This window comes from Streptomyces sp. 3-6, assembly GCF_056323165.1.
The window spans coordinates 101,427-116,671 of the sequence record NZ_JBWHZP010000005.1 but is presented as its reverse complement, the minus strand read 5'-3'; the positions used below and the strand labels follow the sequence as shown (position 1 = coordinate 116,671).

Annotated in this window: 15 protein-coding genes; 10 read left to right on the top strand and 5 right to left on the bottom strand. The window is 74.8% G+C overall.

The genetic code is table 11. The features are described from left to right. Nucleotides 1-76: 76 nt before the first annotated feature. The 6 genes from AC02VZ_RS09405 to mug all read left to right on the top strand — a co-directional run bounded on the left by AC02VZ_RS09405 (nt 77) and on the right by mug (nt 6,344). On the top strand, nt 77-502 hold the full coding sequence (locus AC02VZ_RS09405; RefSeq protein ID WP_476475095.1) for a GNAT family N-acetyltransferase: 426 nt from the start codon (nt 77-79) through the stop codon (nt 500-502). 196 nt (nt 503-698) lie between these two features. After that, on the top strand, nt 699-2,159 hold the full coding sequence (locus AC02VZ_RS09400; protein ID WP_476475094.1) for a hemolysin family protein: 1,461 nt from the start codon (nt 699-701) through the stop codon (nt 2,157-2,159). Then, nucleotides 2,156-3,169 (top strand): hemolysin family protein, encoded by a 1,014-nt coding sequence (locus AC02VZ_RS09395; protein WP_476475093.1) that lies wholly within the window; start codon nt 2,156-2,158, stop codon nt 3,167-3,169. The genes AC02VZ_RS09400 and AC02VZ_RS09395 overlap by 4 nt, the downstream gene beginning before the upstream one ends. Before the next feature lie 164 nt (nt 3,170-3,333). Beyond that, on the top strand, nt 3,334-4,110 hold the full coding sequence (locus AC02VZ_RS09390) for an SGNH/GDSL hydrolase family protein (RefSeq protein WP_476475092.1): 777 nt from the start codon (nt 3,334-3,336) through the stop codon (nt 4,108-4,110). A 237-nt stretch (nt 4,111-4,347) separates the two neighbouring features. Continuing rightward, nucleotides 4,348-5,790: an adenylosuccinate lyase gene (gene purB / locus AC02VZ_RS09385; protein WP_432053617.1), complete on the top strand. Its 1,443-nt coding sequence runs from the start codon at nt 4,348-4,350 to the stop codon at nt 5,788-5,790. Between the two features lie 8 nt (nt 5,791-5,798). Next, nucleotides 5,799-6,344 carry a G/U mismatch-specific DNA glycosylase gene (gene mug / locus AC02VZ_RS09380; protein WP_476475091.1) on the top strand — a complete coding sequence of 182 codons (546 nt, stop codon included), beginning with the start codon at nt 5,799-5,801 and terminating at the stop codon, nt 6,342-6,344. 43 nt (nt 6,345-6,387) lie between these two features. Here the strand turns inward: mug and AC02VZ_RS09375 are convergent, their stop codons facing one another. From AC02VZ_RS09375 to AC02VZ_RS09365, 3 genes are all read right to left on the bottom strand, one after another. Continuing rightward, a complete protein-coding gene (locus tag AC02VZ_RS09375; protein ID WP_476475090.1) occupies nt 6,388-6,825 on the bottom strand; it encodes a hypothetical protein in 438 nt (145 codons plus the stop codon). Between the two features lie 68 nt (nt 6,826-6,893). Further along, a complete protein-coding gene (locus AC02VZ_RS09370; protein WP_476475089.1) occupies nt 6,894-7,619 on the bottom strand; it encodes an ABC transporter permease in 726 nt (241 codons plus the stop codon). Between the two features lie 2 nt (nt 7,620-7,621). After that, nucleotides 7,622-8,542, bottom strand: a complete 921-nt coding sequence (locus AC02VZ_RS09365) for an ABC transporter ATP-binding protein (protein ID WP_476475088.1) — start codon at nt 8,540-8,542, stop codon at nt 7,622-7,624. 108 nt (nt 8,543-8,650) lie between these two features. On the opposite strand from AC02VZ_RS09365, the gene AC02VZ_RS09360 reads away from it, so the two are divergent. From AC02VZ_RS09360 to AC02VZ_RS09350, 3 genes are all read left to right on the top strand, one after another. After that, on the top strand, nt 8,651-9,805 hold the full coding sequence (locus AC02VZ_RS09360) for a sensor histidine kinase (RefSeq protein WP_476475087.1): 1,155 nt from the start codon (nt 8,651-8,653) through the stop codon (nt 9,803-9,805). Nucleotides 9,806-9,944: 139 nt separating this feature from the next. Continuing rightward, nucleotides 9,945-10,601, top strand: a complete 657-nt coding sequence (locus AC02VZ_RS09355) for a response regulator transcription factor (protein ID WP_476475086.1) — start codon at nt 9,945-9,947, stop codon at nt 10,599-10,601. Nucleotides 10,602-10,703: 102 nt separating this feature from the next. After that, on the top strand, nt 10,704-11,861 hold the full coding sequence (locus AC02VZ_RS09350; RefSeq protein ID WP_476475085.1) for an ROK family protein: 1,158 nt from the start codon (nt 10,704-10,706) through the stop codon (nt 11,859-11,861). A 273-nt stretch (nt 11,862-12,134) separates the two neighbouring features. Here AC02VZ_RS09350 and AC02VZ_RS09345 read toward each other — a convergent pair whose 3' ends face one another. Together AC02VZ_RS09345 and AC02VZ_RS09340 are read right to left on the bottom strand one after the other, a co-directional pair. Further along, nucleotides 12,135-12,896, bottom strand: coding sequence for a GntR family transcriptional regulator (locus AC02VZ_RS09345; RefSeq protein ID WP_476475084.1), 762 nt, complete (start codon nt 12,894-12,896; stop codon nt 12,135-12,137). Between the two features lie 172 nt (nt 12,897-13,068). Then, nucleotides 13,069-13,956, bottom strand: a complete 888-nt coding sequence (locus AC02VZ_RS09340; RefSeq protein ID WP_476475083.1) for an RNA polymerase sigma-70 factor — start codon at nt 13,954-13,956, stop codon at nt 13,069-13,071. A 267-nt stretch (nt 13,957-14,223) separates the two neighbouring features. On the opposite strand from AC02VZ_RS09340, the gene AC02VZ_RS09335 reads away from it, so the two are divergent. Further along, a complete protein-coding gene (locus AC02VZ_RS09335) occupies nt 14,224-15,054 on the top strand; it encodes an alpha/beta fold hydrolase (protein ID WP_476475082.1) in 831 nt (276 codons plus the stop codon). The last annotated feature ends 191 nt before the right edge of the window (nt 15,055-15,245 follow it).

The window sequence follows — 15,245 nt, the reverse complement described above, 5'->3', positions numbered from 1 at the left end:
CGCCACGCGCGGGGCGGCGCGGTCCGGATCGTGGAAAACCCGTCCGCGGGGCCGTCCCGCGTGCTGGGATCGGCCCATGGACGAGCTGCGCGTACGGGCCGCCACGGCCGAGGACCTCGACACCGTGCTGGCCTTCTGGAAGGTGGCCGCCGAGGGCACCAGCATCAGCGACGACCGGCCCGGTGTGGAGCGGCTGATCGCGCGCGACCCCGAGGCGCTGATCCTCGCCGAGCGGGAGGGGGAGGTGGTCGGGACGGTGATCGCCGGTTTCGACGGCTGGCGGTGCCACCTGTACCGGCTGGCGGTCCACCCGGACCACCGCAGGCAGGGCGTCGGTTCCGCGCTGCTCGGCGCGGCCGAGGAGCGGTTCGTGGCGCTGGGCGGCCGTCGGGCCGACGCGATGGTGCTGCGGAGCAACACGACCGCGCAGCACGCGTGGCGCGCGGCCGGCTACGGGCCGGAGGAACGGTGGCGCCGCTGGGTGAAGCCGCTCGGCGCGTGATCCACGACCCGTCCAACCGCCTTTTGCCCATCCTTTACTCTTGGATGGCCACTCGGTCCTCCATGAAAGGTTGTGTGCGTCCGCCCATGGGCGAGCCTCCCTGTCCACGCCGTAGCGCCCGCGCGCGCCGTGGTGCCTCCTCGCGACACCGCGCATCCCTCCCGGTCCTGTCCGACCATGGGACGGAGGTGTCCCGATGACCGAAGTGCTCCTGCTCCTGGTGGCGATCCTGCTCTCGCTCGCCTGCGGCGCGTTCGTCGCGGCGGAGTTCTCCCTCACGACGGTCGAGCGGGGGGAGCTGGAGCGTGCGGTCGAACGCGGTGAGCGGGGCGCAGCGGGCGCCCTCAAAGCCGTACGCAACCTGACGTTCCAGCTGTCCGGCGCGCAGCTCGGCATCACCGTCACCAACCTGGTGGTCGGTATGCTCGCCGAGCCGTCGATCGCGGCGATGATCGCCGGGCCGCTGGAGGACGTCGGGGTCTCCGCCTCGGCGTCCCGCTCACTGGCGCTGGTGATCGGCACCGCCCTGTCGACCGTGTTCCTGATGGTGGTCGGCGAGCTGGTGCCCAAGAACTGGGCGATCTCCTCGCCGCTGACCGTCGCCAAGCGGGTGGGGAACGCGCAGCGCTGGTTCAGCGCCGCCTTCCGCCCCTTCATCACCCACCTGAACAACACGGCGAACCACATCGTGCGCCGCCTGGGCCTGGAACCCGCCGAGGAGCTGGAGTCCGCGCGCGGCCCGCAGGAACTGGCCGCCCTCGCCCGCCACTCCGCCAAGGAGGGCGCCCTGGAGCCGGACACCGCGGAACTGTTCGTGCGCACCCTGAACCTGGCCGACCTCACCGCGGAGAACGTGATGACGCCCCGGGTCCAGGTCGTCGCCCTGGACGTGCGGGCGACCTGCGAGGACGTGGCGAACGCGACGCGCGCGACCGGGCTGTCCCGGTTCCCCGTCTACCGGGACACCCTCGACGCCGTGGTGGGGACCGCGCACGTCAAGGACGTGCTCGCCATACCGGCGGAGCGCCGCGGGCGGGTGCCGGTGTCCGAGATGATGCGCGACCCGCTGCTGGTCCCCGAGTCGCTGACCGTCGACCGGTTGCTGGACCGGCTCTCCGGCCGGCGCACCATGGCCGTGGTGATCGACGAGTACGGCGGCACCGCGGGGGTGGCCACCCTGGAGGACATCGTCGAGGAGGTCGTCGGCGAGGTCCGCGACGAGCACGACCCGCACGAGACCCCCGACCTGGCCCGGGCCGGTGCCGACGAGGAGGGGCACGCCCTGTTCTCGGCGGACGGTTCGGCCCGCATGGACCAGCTCACCCGGGTCGGCCTGCGGGCGCCGGAGGGGCCGTACGAGACGCTGGCCGGGCTGGTGGCCACCCAGCTGGGCCGGATCCCGTCCGTCGGCGACGTGTGCGAGGTCGCCGGCTGGCGGGTCGAGGTGGTCGACGCGACCGGCCGCCGGGCCGCGCGCCTGCTGCTCCACGCCCCGCTCGACGACGCCCGCCTCTCCCCCGACGACGACGGGGACGGCGGGGGCGGCGGTGACGGCCGCGGGGGTCGCGGGGGCCGCCGTGACGGTGCGGACGGGAAACCCGCGCGGGACCGGGTCACGGGCGGGCACGGGCAGGACAAGAAGGGGGCGCGGCGATGACCGCGGTACAGCTGCTCATCGGTCTGGCGACCCTCGTCGTCAACGCCTTCTTCGTGGGCGCCGAGTTCGCGTTGATCTCGGTGCGCCGCAGTCAGATCGAGCCGCACGCCGACCGGGGCGACCGGCGGGCCAAGAGCGTGCTGTGGGGTCTGGAGCACGTGTCGGCGCTGATGGCCGCCGCGCAGCTCGGCATCACCCTGTGCACCCTGGTCCTCGGTGTGGTCGCCGAACCGGCCATCGCCCACCTGCTGGAGCCGGTGTTCGAGGCGGCGGGCGTCCCCCCGGGTGCGGGGCACGCGGTCTCCTTCGTGATCGCGCTGACCCTCGCCACCTACCTGCACATGCTGCTCGGCGAGATGGTGCCCAAGAACATCGCGCTGGCGGAGCCCACCCGCAGCGCCCTGATGCTGGGCCCGCCGCTGGTCGCGCTCTCCCGCGCGCTGCGTCCGGTGATCTTCACCATCAACGCCTTCGCCAACACCCTGCTGCGGCTGCTGCGGGTCGAGGTGCGGGACGAGGTCGTGGCCTCCTTCTCGGACGCCGAGCTGGCCCAGATCGTCAAGGACTCCGGCGAGGCCGGCCTGATCGACGACCGGGCGCGGGAGCGGCTGAACGACGCCCTGGAGCTGGGCCGCCGCCCGGTCCGGGATGTGGTGATGCCGTTGGAGCAGGTGGTCTACGCGCGCCTGGGGGTCACCCCGGAGGGGCTGGAGGAGCTGTCCGTGGAGTCGGGGTTCTCCCGCTTCCCGGTGGTGGACGAGGGCCGGCGGATCGTCGGCTACCTGCACGTCAAGGACGCCCTGGACGCCTCGCCGAGGGACATGCCGTTCCGGCTGCGGGACATGCGCCCCATCGCGCGGGTCCGGGAGAGCACCCCGCTCGACGACGTCATCACGGCCATGCGCGGCAGCCGCACCCACCTGGCCGCGGTGCTCGGCGCCGACGGGAAGCTGGCGGGGCTGGTGACCATGGAGGACGTGCTGCAGGAGCTGTTCGGACAGCGGGCCTGAGCCGCACTGCGGGAGCTGTCCGCACAGCGGGCCTGAGACGTGCTGCGGGAGCTGTCCGCACAGCGGGCCTAAGACGAGCTGCGGGAGCTGTTCGAACAGCGGTCCTGAGCTGCGGGGGAGCCGACCGACCGCTGGGTATGTCGACCGGATACCATCGTCGGGCCATGCAGACGAACCCCTCCCACACCAGCCTGGTCGCGGTCGGCGACTCCTTCACCGAGGGCATGTCGGACCTCCTGCCCGACGGCACGTACCGGGGCTGGGCCGACCTCCTGGCCGCCCGGATGGCGGCCGTCACGCCCGGCTTCCGGTACGCGAACCTCGCGGTGCGCGGCAAGCTGATCCAGCAGATCGTCGACGAGCAGGTGGACACCGCGGCGGCCATGCGGCCCGACGTGATCACGTTGGTCGGCGGCCTCAACGACACGCTGCGACCCAAGTGCGACATGGGGCGGGTCCGCGACCTGCTCACCGAGGCCGTGGAGCGGCTGGCCCCGCACTGCAAGCAGCTGGTGCTGATGCGCAGTCCGGGTCGGCAGGGTCCGGTGCTGGAGCGGTTCCGGCCGCGCATGGAGGCCCTGTTCGCCTGCGTCGAGGACCTCGCCGGTCGGCACGACGCGCTGGTCGTGGACCTGTACGGGGCGCCCGCCCTGTCCGACCCGCGGCTGTGGGACGTCGACCGGCTGCACCTGACGGCCGAGGGGCACCGCCGGGTCGCGGAGGCGGTGTGGCAGACGCTCGGCTACCCGCCCGAGGACCCCGACTGGCGGATCCCGCCGGCGGCCACCCTGCCGCCGGGCTGGGCCTCCCGCCGGGTCGAGGACGTCCGTTTCGCCCGCCGGCACCTGCTGCCGTGGATCGGCCGCCGCCTGACCGGCCGCTCCTCGGGTGACGGCCTGCCGCCCAAGCGGCCGGAGCTGCTCCCGTACGACCTCGGCTGAGCGGCGCCGGGCTCCCACGCAGCGGCGCCGGCCCCCCAAGCAGCGGTGACGGGGCCGACGACGTGCCGCCACGCGGCCAGCCGAGCCACGGCCGAGCCGCCACCGCGGTGCGGCGGGCCGTGCGGGGCCCCGGCGGGCCCCACCGAGTCGCGTCGGGCCGTACCCAGCCGCTTTGGAGGTTCCGCCGAATCACCCCGTGGCGGCTGCCTGCAGGAACCGCCAGTAGACTCCGTGCACGTGACTGCTGCGCCTGCCAAGCCCCGTATCCCGAACGTCCTCGCCGGACGCTACGCCTCCGCCGAGCTCGCCACGCTCTGGTCGCCCGAGCAGAAGGTGAGGCTGGAGCGGCAGCTCTGGCTCGCCGTGCTGCGGGCGCAGAAGGACCTGGGGATCGAGGTGCCGGACGCGGCGATCGCCGACTACGAGCGCGTCCTCGACCAGGTCGACCTGGCCTCGATCGCCGAGCGCGAGAAGGTCACCCGGCACGACGTGAAGGCCCGCATCGAGGAGTTCAACGACCTCGCCGGGCACGAGCACGTGCACAAGGGGATGACCTCCCGGGACCTCACCGAGAACGTCGAGCAGCTGCAGGTCCGGCTCTCGCTGGAGCTGATGCGCGACCGCACGGTCGCCGTGCTGGCACGGCTGGGCCGGCTCGCCGGGGAGTACGGCGAGCTGGTCATGGCCGGGCGTTCGCACAACGTGGCCGCGCAGGCGACGACGCTCGGCAAGCGGTTCGCGACCGCCGCCGACGAGCTGCTGGTGGCGTACGGCCGGGTGGAGGAACTGCTGGGCCGCTACCCGCTGCGCGGCATCAAGGGTCCGGTCGGCACCGCGCAGGACATGCTGGACCTGCTCGGCGGCGACGCGGACCGGCTGGCGGAGCTGGAGCGGCGGATCGCCGGGCACCTGGGCTTCTCCGAGGCGTTCACCTCGGTCGGCCAGGTATACCCGCGGTCGCTGGACTACGAGGTGGTGACCGCGCTGGTGCAGCTGGCGGCGGCGCCGTCGTCGCTGGCGAAGACGATCCGGCTGATGGCCGGGCACGAGCTGGTCACCGAGGGCTTCAAGCCGGGCCAGGTCGGGTCGTCCGCCATGCCGCACAAGATGAACACCCGCTCCTGCGAGCGCGTCAACGGCCTGATGGTGATCCTGCGCGGCTACGCCTCGATGACCGGCGAGCTGGCGGGCGACCAGTGGAACGAGGGCGACGTGTCCTGCTCGGTGGTGCGCCGGGTCGCGCTGCCGGACGCGTTCTTCGCACTCGACGGGCTGCTGGAGACCTTCCTGACCGTCCTCGACGAGTTCGGCGCCTTCCCCGCGGTCGTCGCCCGCGAGCTGGACCGCTACCTGCCCTTCCTCGCCACCACCAAGGTGCTGATGGGCGCCGTGCGGGCGGGGGTCGGCCGGGAGGTCGCCCACGAGGCGATCAAGGAGAACGCGGTCGCCACCGCTCTGGCGATGCGCGAGCAGGGCGCCGAGCGCAACGACCTGCTGGAGAAGCTGGCCGCCGACGAGCGGCTGCCGCTGAGCCGGGCCGAGCTGGAGGCGCTGATGGCGGACAAGCTGTCCTTCACCGGCGCCGCGGGCGGCCAGGTCACCGCCGTGGTGGGGCGGATCGACGCGATCGTCAAGCAGCACCCCGAGGCCGCCGGCTACACCCCCGGGGCGATCCTCTGACCCGCTCCGTGCCCCGTTTCACCCGCGAGGAGCTGGAGGCCGCCCGTGACCGGCTGGTGCCGGACGTGGTCGCGGACGGCCTCGACGTCCTGTTCTGCGGGATCAACCCCGGCCTGATGACGGCGGCCACGGGCCACCACTTCGCCCGTCCCGGCAACCGCTTCTGGCCCGCCCTGCACCGGTCCGGCTTCACGCCCCGGCTGCTGGCGCCCGCGGAGCAGGAGGAGCTGCTGAGCTACGGGCTCGGCATCACCAACGTGGTGGCCCGGGCCACGGCCCGGGCGGACGAGCTGACCACGCGGGAGTACCAGGAGGGCGGGCGGCTGCTCGCGGAGAAGGTGGCCCGGCTGCGTCCCCGGTGGCTGGCGGTGCTCGGGGTCACCGCCTACCGGGTGGCCTTCGACGACCGCGCCGCCCGGGTGGGGCCGCAGGACCGCACGATCGGTGACACCCGGGTGTGGGTGCTGCCCAACCCGAGCGGGCTCAACGCGCACTGGACGCCCACGACCCTGGCGGAGGAGTTCGCCCGGCTGCGGGAGGCCGCGCGGGCGTAGGGCCCCGGGCCCGCCCTCCCCCGGACCGCCCCCTCCCGGTCGGTCAGGCCGGCGGTATGCCGCTGACCACCGCCAGCAGCTGCACCCCGCCGGCCCCGTCCCGGTCGGCGACGGCCACCGCGGCCCACCGTCCCGTCCCCTCGACCTCCCACAGCCACGCCGTACCGGCCCGGGCGCTCAGCCACGCCCAGGGCTCGGGTATCTCCTCCCGCTCGGTCCGCAGCAGGACGGTCTGCAGGTTCCACAGGCCTGGCGGACCCCAGCGCGCGGTCAGCCGTTCCCTGAGGGCGTCGCACTCCGCCTCGACCTGTTCGAGCGTCACCGCCCACGACGCCGGGTCGCCGCGTAGACCCCGGCCACCCGCCAGCACCGTGACGTGGTGTCCCGGTCCCCGGGGACGACCGTGCGACAGGCCGTGGTCCGCCGGGAAGGGGCGGACGCACAGCTCGTCGAGGAGGGCCATGTGCCGGGCGATGTCCATGGGTTCCAGTAAACCCGCCGCCACTGACACTTGGCGGGGCGTCAGCAGGCGGCAGCCCCGGGCCCCGGTCAGGCGTCGCGGCGGCGCAGGCGCCACGCCCCGGCCAGCAGGGCCGCCGCCGTCCACAGCGCGCTCACGGCAAGTCCCGCCCAGGGGCCGAGGATTCCGTCGTAGGACTGGTGGAGGATCACCTGGCCGGCCCGGTCCGGCAGGACGTCGGCGATCGAGCCGGACATGTCGCCGACCACGAAGGACACCATGATGAGGAACGGGATCAGCACGGACAGCGTGGCCACCTGGCTGCGCAGCACCGTGGCGAGCCCGGCGGAGAACAACGCCATCAGCATCAGGTAGACGGCGCAGCCCACCACCGCGCGGACCTGCTCACCGACGGTGAGGCCGCTCGCCGCCGGGCCGAGCCCCGCACGCCCCGCCAGCAGGCCCGCCACCGCCGTGGGCAGGCCCACCAGCAGCACGGGGACGGCGATCGACACGATCTTCGCGGCGTACCACCGGCCGCGCTGCGGTACCGCCGCCAGCGACTGCCGCAGGGCGCCGTCGTGGAATTCCGCCGACACGGCCATGGCTCCGAAGGAGACGGCGGCGATCTGCCCGAACACGACCCCGAACAGGGCCGTGAACAGCGGGTCGAATTCCGGATCCGCCGTCTCGGAGGTCGCGGAGAGCGCCGAGAAGGCCGTGGTCGCGGCGAACATCGCGAAGAGGGCGCCGGGTTGCGAGCGGACGGTGCGGATCTTGAGCCACTCGGAGCGGAGCACGGGTGCGAACGACATGGTCAGACCTCCTGGTGGCGGGCGGCGAACTCGGTCTCGGTCTCGGTCAGGTCGAGGTACGCCTGTTCCAGCGTCCCCTCGTCCGCCGAGAGTTCGAGGATCGGCACCCCCGCGGCGGAGGTGAGGCGGCCGATGTCCTCCACCCGGGCGTCCGGCACCGTCCAGTGCCCGTCCGGGTGGTCCAGGACGTCATGGCCGGCACCGGCCAGGGCGGCTCTGAGCGCGGCCGGGTCGGACGTGCGGACCCGGACCGCGGGCCGCACCCGCCCCTCGATGAAGTCCCGCAGCGGGGTGTCGGCCAGCAGCCGCCCCCGTCCGAGGACGATCAGGTGGTCGGCGAACGAGGCGGTCTCGCTCATCAGATGGCTGGAGACCAGCACCGTCCGTCCCTCATCGGCCAGCCGGCGCAGCAGGGTGCGGATCCACACGATGCCCTCGGGATCGAGGCCGTTGGACGGTTCGTCGAGCAGGACGACCTCGGGGTCGCCGAGCAGCGCGGCGGCGATGCCCAGCCGCTGGCGCATGCCCAGGGAGTAGGTGCGCACCCGGCGGCGGGCCGCCGAGGCCAGACCCGCCTGCTCCAGCACCTCGTCCACCCGGCGGTCCGGGATGCGGTGGCTGGCGGCCAGGACCCGCAGGTGGTCGCGGCCACTGCGGTTGCCGCGCGCGGCCTGCGCGTCGAGCAGGGCACCGACGCGGTGCAGCGGCCGTTCCAGCGTGGTGTAGGGGTGACCGCCCACGGTCGCCGATCCCGAGGTCGGGCGGTCGAGGCCGAGCACCAGGCGCATGGTGGTGGACTTGCCGGCGCCGTTGGGGCCGAGGAAGCCGGTGACGCGGCCCGGCCGCACACGGAAGGTGAGGTGGTCGACGGCTCGCCGGGTGCCGTACTCCTTGGTGAGGTCCTTGACGTCGATGCTGGTCATGGGCTCAGCATGGCCGTCGGCCCGGGGCCGGAGCCTCCCCCGGACGGGGAGATCCGCTCCCCCGTGCGGGGGAGGCGACGGCAGGCGGGCGCCTGCCATGATGCCGGGATGTTCCGCTTCCTGCGTCCGTTCCTGCGCGGGGTCACCTACACACGCCAGCTGCATCTGTGGGTGCCCGCGCTGCCGTTTGCCGTCTGGGCGCTGATCCTTCCCTCGAAGCCCTGGCTGCCCGCCCTCGTGGTCGTTCCGATGGGGCTGGTCCCGGCGGTGCGCAGGCTCGAGGGCGTCCAGGCGCGGTTGCTGCTGACGTCCGGTGAACCGGAGCCGGGCATCTCGCAGGAGCCGTCGGCGACCTGGCGTGACCGGCGGCGCACCGCACTGTGGCTCACGGTGCGGCTGGTCCTGGGGGCGGTGGCGACGATCGTCACGGTGTGGTTGCCGTTGCTGTCCGTGTCGCTGGTCCAGCTGGCCGTGGGGAGCGTGCCCGACGACGTACCCCTGTTGAGGGACGCGTCCCACCACTGGGCGTACGCGCTGCTCGCCCCGATCCCGTTGATCGCGTTCGGCGCGGCCGTGGTGGGGCTGGGCGAGCTGATCACCGCTGCCGCGCGCCGGCTGCTCGGCCCCTCCCCCGCCGAGCGGCTGGCCGCGCTGGAGGCTCGGACCGATCAGCTCCTGGAGCGCACGCGGATCGCCCGGGAGCTGCACGACTCCATCGGTCACGCGCTGACGGTCGCGGTCCTGCAGGCCGGTGCCGCGCGGACGGCGGGCGACCCGGCCTTCACCGAGCGGGCGCTCGGCGCCATCGAGGAGACCGGCCGGGCGGCCCTGGAGGATCTGGAGCGCGTCCTGCGGGTCCTGCGCGAGCCGGACAGGCCCGCCGGCGGCCGCCCGGGGCTCGTGGACGCCGACCGTCTGCTGGAGTCCGCCCGGGCGTCGGGGGCGACGGTCGACGCCGAGGTGACCGGGCCGGTGGAGACGGTGCCGGGGCCGGTGTCGCGGGAGGGGTACCGGATCCTCCAGGAAGCACTGACGAACGTGCTGCGGCACGCCGGCGCGGTCCCCGTACGGGTGCGGATCGGCGTCGCCGACGGCACGGTGTGCCTGGACGTGCGCAATCCGCTGCCGCCGGCCGCTCCCCGCCACCGGGAGGGCAGCGGCCTGCGGGGCATACGGGAGCGCGCCTCGCTCCTGGGCGGCAACGCGTGGACGGGGCCCGAGCAGGAGGACTGGAGGGTGCGGGCCGAGCTGCCCACGGGCTGACCCGTGCGTCCCGGCCGGCGCACCGGTGCCGAGCCGCCGCACCGCGCTCGGACGGCCCGGCAGTTCCCGGGCCCGTGAAGGCCGGTGCCCGGCGGCCCTCAGGTGCGGCGTGGTCCGGGGGGCACTCTAGGCTGTCCGCATGCCGGTCACCGTCCTGCTCGTCGACGACGAACCGCTGGTGCGTGCGGGCCTGCGGGCCGTGCTGGAGGCGCAGCCCGACATCGAGGTGGCCGGGGAGGCCGCCGACGGGGCGGCGGTGATCCCGCTGGTGCGGCGGCTGCGGCCGGACGTGGTGGCCATGGACGTGCGGATGCCGCTGATGGACGGCATCGAGGCGACCCGGACCCTGCTGCGGACCCTCGACGCGCCGCCGAAGATCCTGGTGGTGACCACGTTCGAGAACGACGAGTACGTCTACGACGCGCTGCGCGCGGGCGCCGACGGGTTCCTGCTGAAGCGGGCCCGTCCGGCGGAGATCGTGCACGCGGTACGGCTGGTCGCCGAGGGCGACTCCCTGCTGTTCCCCGCCTCGGTGCGGCAACTGGCCGCCTCCTACGGTGCGGGTGAGCGGGCGGAGGGCCCCCCGTCGTGGTCGGCGCGGCTGACCGACCGCGAGGCGGAGGTGCTGCGGCTGATGGCGCGGGGGCTGTCCAACGCGGAGATCGCCGCCCGGCTCGTGGTGGGGGCGGAGACGGTGAAGTCGCACGTCAGTTCCCTGCTCGGGAAGCTGGGGGCGCGCGACCGCACGCAGGCGGTGATCGCGGCCTACGAGTCGGGGTTCGTGACGCCGGGCTGAGGGAGCGGGCCCCCAGGGGGGGGTGCGGTGCCCGGAGGTCGCCGGGGTGGGCGGCGACGAGTACGATCCGGCCAACACCTGCACGAACTCGGAGGACGGACGGTGGGTCGGCTGACCGGCGGGGACCCGTCGCTGTTGCGGAGGATCAACTCCGCGGTGGTGCTGCACGCGTTGCGGACCACGGACTGCGCGACGCTGACCGAGATCTCCGGTGTCACGGGACTGTCCCGGCCCACGGTCGAGGGCGTCGTGGAGGGCCTGATCGAGGCGGGCCTGGTGGCGGAGAAGGCCGCCGAGGAGGGCACCGCACGACGCCAGGGGCGGCCGGCGCGGCGGTTCCGGTTCCGCACGGAGGCCGGTCATCTGCTGGGGCTGGAGATCGGCCCGCACCGGGTGAGCGCGCTGCTGTCCGGGCTGGACGGGCGGGTGATCGGCGCCGAGGCGGGCGAGGTCCGGGAGACGGCGTCGGCCGACGAGCGGCTGGAGCGGCTCCTGGCGGCCGTCGCCACCCTGCTGCGCCGGGCCGGGGTCGACCGGGACGCGCTGCGCGCCGTGGGCGTCGGGACGCCCGGCATCGTCGAGGCGGACGGCACGGTGCGACTGGGCACGGCGCTGCCGGGCTGGACGGGGCTGGGACTGGGCGAGCGGCTGGGCCGGTCCTTCAGCTGTCCGGTGCTGGTGGAGAACGACGCCAACGCGGCCGTGGTCGCCGAACACTGGAAGGGCTCGGCCACCGACTCCGACGACGTGGTGTTCGTGCTGGCCGGGCTGAGCCCCGGCGCCGGTTCGCTGATCGGCGGACGGCTGCACCGCGGGTACGGCGGGGCGGCGGGCGAGATCGGGGCGCTGCACCTGCTGGGCCGGGAGGTGACCCCGGAGACGCTGCTGTCCACCACCGACGAGCCCCTGCACCCGCTGGACGAGCAGGCCGTCGCGCAGGTCTTCGCCCAGGCGCGGGAGGGCGATCTGCGGGCCGTCGCGGCCATGGAGCGGTTCATCCAGCGGCTGGTGCACGACGTGGCGGCGCTGGTGCTGGCGCTCGATCCCGAGCTGGTGGTGATCGGCGGCTGGGCGGCGGGGCTGGACGGTGTCCTGGCGCCGCTGCGCCGCGAGCTGGCCCGCTACTGTCTGCGTCCGCCGAGGGTGGCGCTGTCGCTGCTGGGCGAGGCCGTGGTGGCCACCGGTGCGCTACGGCTCGCCCTGGACCACGTGGAGCAGCAACTCTTCGCCGTGGAGGGCACGGTGACGGCCCGGCGGTAGGGGGCCGTCAGCGGGTGGGGACGGACGCGTCCGGGACCAGGCGGGACCGGGCGGGACGGGACCAGGCAGGACGGGACCGGGCGGGGCGATCCGCCCGCGTCGCGGTTCGCCCGCGCCGCGGTCCGGCCGTCGTGCGCCCGGCGTCCGTCCTGCTCCCGTCGGCCCCGGTCCCGTGGTGCTCACCGCGCGCGTCCCGCCGCCCCGCCCGGAGGGCGACGGCGGCGTGCGCGTCCCCCGGGGGCGCCGCGGGCGGGCGGCGCCGGGGAGGGGCGTTCAGGAGGCGTGGCGCTCCGGGCCGTGGTGGATCTCGACGCCGCCGGAGTCGCCGAACGTCAGACGGCAGGTGTCGGCGCGGTAGGTCGCCACGGAGAGGGCGGCCGTGCGGCCCCGGGCGACGTAGCGGGTGGTGACCACGAGGACGGGGGCGCCCGGCAGCCGGTCGAGTTCGCGGGCGTCGTCCGCGCGGGCGGAGCCCAGCTCCACGGTGTTCTCCTGCCGCTCCAATTCCAGGCGCTGCAGTTCACTCAGGACCGCCCGCGCGCGGGCCGGGCCGGACGGGGCGTCGATGCCGGACAGGTCGGGCACCGAGGCGGCGGGGATGTACAGCAGTTCGGCGGCGACCGGCTGACCGTGGGAGACGCGGGACCGGCGCACCACGTGCACGGGCTCGTCCCGGCCGGTGACCAGGGCCTCGGCGATCGCGGCCGACGGCACCTCCAGGGCGCTGTCGAGGGCCTGCCAGGCGTCGTCGGGACCGCCGGGCCAGGCGTGCTGAGCGGTGCCGACGGACACCCCCACCCGCGGCGGCGCGACGGTGGTGCCGACGCCCCGGCGGCGCTGCAGCCGGCCTTCGAGTTCGAGCTGTTCCAGGGCCTGCCGGAGGGTGGCGCGGGCGACCCCGAAACGGGCCGCGAGATCGCGCTCGTTCGGCAGGATCTCCCCCACGGAGAACTCGGTCTCCAGGGCCTCGCTGAGCACGGTCCTGAGATGCCAGTACTTCGGTTCCGGCACCGTTTCCAGCTGCGTGGTCCCCACCCTGTCCTCCGCGGTCGCCGTGTGCGGCGGCGTTTTAGCGCCCTTGTTTATTAAAGGTTGTTGCACTTATCAGCGACGATAGGGCGGCCCACCCCCTTGGTCAATACCAATCGGCGCGTCGGCGCGGCCCGGCGGACGGATGGACGGGGCCCGGAAGCCGCGGCCGGAGGGGTCATTCGATGTCGGACAGGGAGCGGAGCTTGTCCGGGTTGCGGATGAGGTAGACGGTCCGGACGCGTCCGTCGGCGACGTCCACCTGGAAGACGGCGTCGAGCCTGCCCCCGGAGAGGACGAGCACCGCGGGGCCGCCGTTCAGTTCCAGCACGCGGACGGTGAGGTCCGGCACGCCCTTCGCCGCGACCCCGGCGAGGAAGCGGGCCACGTGGTCGGCGCCGCGCAGCACCCGCAGGGGGGCGCGCGACCGGCCGCCGCTGTCGCCGATGAGCCGGGCGTCCGGGGCGAGCAGGTCGAGCAGCCCCTCCAGGTCGCCGCCGGCCGCGGCGGCCAGGAACCGCTCGGTGAGGTCGCGGCGGTGCGCGGGGTCGGCGTCGTAGCGCGGGCGGCGCTCGGCGACGTGCTTCCGGGCGCGCGCGGCGAGCCGGCGCACGGCCGGTTCGGAGCGGTCCAGCAGGGCGGCGATCTCCGCGTGCGGGAAGCCGAAGGCCTCGCGCAGGACGAAGACCGCGCGCTCCAGCGGGGACAGCGTCTCCAGGACAACGAGCACGGCGAGCGAGACGGAGTCGGCGAGCACGGCCCGCTCGGCGGTGTCGGGCGCGGTGTCCCCGAACGCGGTGAGGTACGGCTCGGGCAGCCACGGGCCGACGTAGGTCTCGCCGCGTGCCGTGATCCGGCGCAGCCGGTCGACGGCCAGGCGGGCGGTGACCCGCACCAGGAAGGCACGCGGATCACGGACGTCGGACCGGTCGCCGTCCGACCAGCGCAGCCAGGCGTCCTGGACGACGTCCTCGGCGTCGGACACGCGGCCGAGCATGCGGTAGGCGACGCCGAGCAGGAGGGAGCGGTGTTCCTCGAAGACGTCGGTCCGGGTGGCGTCGCTCACCCGGCCATCCCAGCCCACGGAGCGGGCGGTGTCCAGGCGGACCGACCGGCGCGTACGGAGCGGGCGGTGTCCAGGCGGGCCGACCGGCGCGTACGGAGCGGCGCCCGCCGTCGGGACGCTCGGACCCGCTCGGGGCTACCCGTCGGTAGCGATTGCTGACAAGCTGTCTACGGCGTCGAGCGGCGTCCGGGGTCCGGCACCGCGCCCGGGCCGCGCGATCCCAGTCCACGGGTTCCGGCCCACGAGTCCCAGACGAGGAGCACCCTCATGTCCGCGACCGTCTCCTTCCAGGTCACCACCGCGCACGGCCCGCGCACCGTGACCTTGTCCTGTGCGCGCGCCGGTCGCGGGGAGCCGCTCCTGCTGCTGCACGGCATCGGCCACCACCGGCAGGCCTGGGACCCGGTCGCGGACATCCTGGCGACGGAACGGGAGGTGATCGCCGTGGACCTCCCGGGGTTCGGCGCCTCGCCCGCCCTGCCCGACGGTCTGCCCCACGACCTGCCGACCATGACCGCGGTCCTCGGCGCGCTCTGCGCCGAACTGGGGGTCGAGCGGCCCCACGTGGCGGGCAACTCGCTCGGCGGCCTGCTGGCGCTGGAACTGGGCCGGGCGGGACTCGCCCGCTCCGTCACGGCGCTCTCCCCCGCCGGGTTCTGGACCCCGGCGGAACGGCGCTACGCCTTCGGCGTGCTCCTCGCGATGCGGCGCCTCGCGGAGCGGATGCCGCTGCCCCTGATCGAGCGGCTCGCCCGCTCCGCGGCCGGCCGGGCCGCCCTCACCAGCACCATCTACGCCCGCCCCGGACGCCGTGCGCCCGGGGCGGTGGTCGCCGAGACGCTCGCGCTCGCCGGGGCGCCCGCGTTCACCGAGACCCTGCGGGCGGGCACCACCGTGCGCTTCACCGACGACGTGCCCGGCATCCCGGTCACCGTGGCCTGGGGCAGCCGGGACCGGCTGCTGATCCCCCGGCAGGGGGTGCGGGCCAAGCGGATGATCCCGCGCGCCCGGCTGGTGCGGCTGCCGGGCTGCGGTCACGTGCCGATGAACGACGACCCGGCGCTCGTCGCCCGCGTCCTCCTCGACGGCAGCCGCTGAGGCCCGGGCGGGACGGGTCCGCGGCGGGCGCCGGCCGGCGCGAACCCCGGGCGCCGACGTCCGGAGGGCCGGTGGGCCGACGGGCCCGCGGTCCGCGCGAGTGCCCGACGCCCGCGCCCGGACGGCCGGCGGGCCTGCGGGCCGGGTACCGCCCGGGGTGGCGCGATCCGGTTGTTCACGCGGAGTTCGGG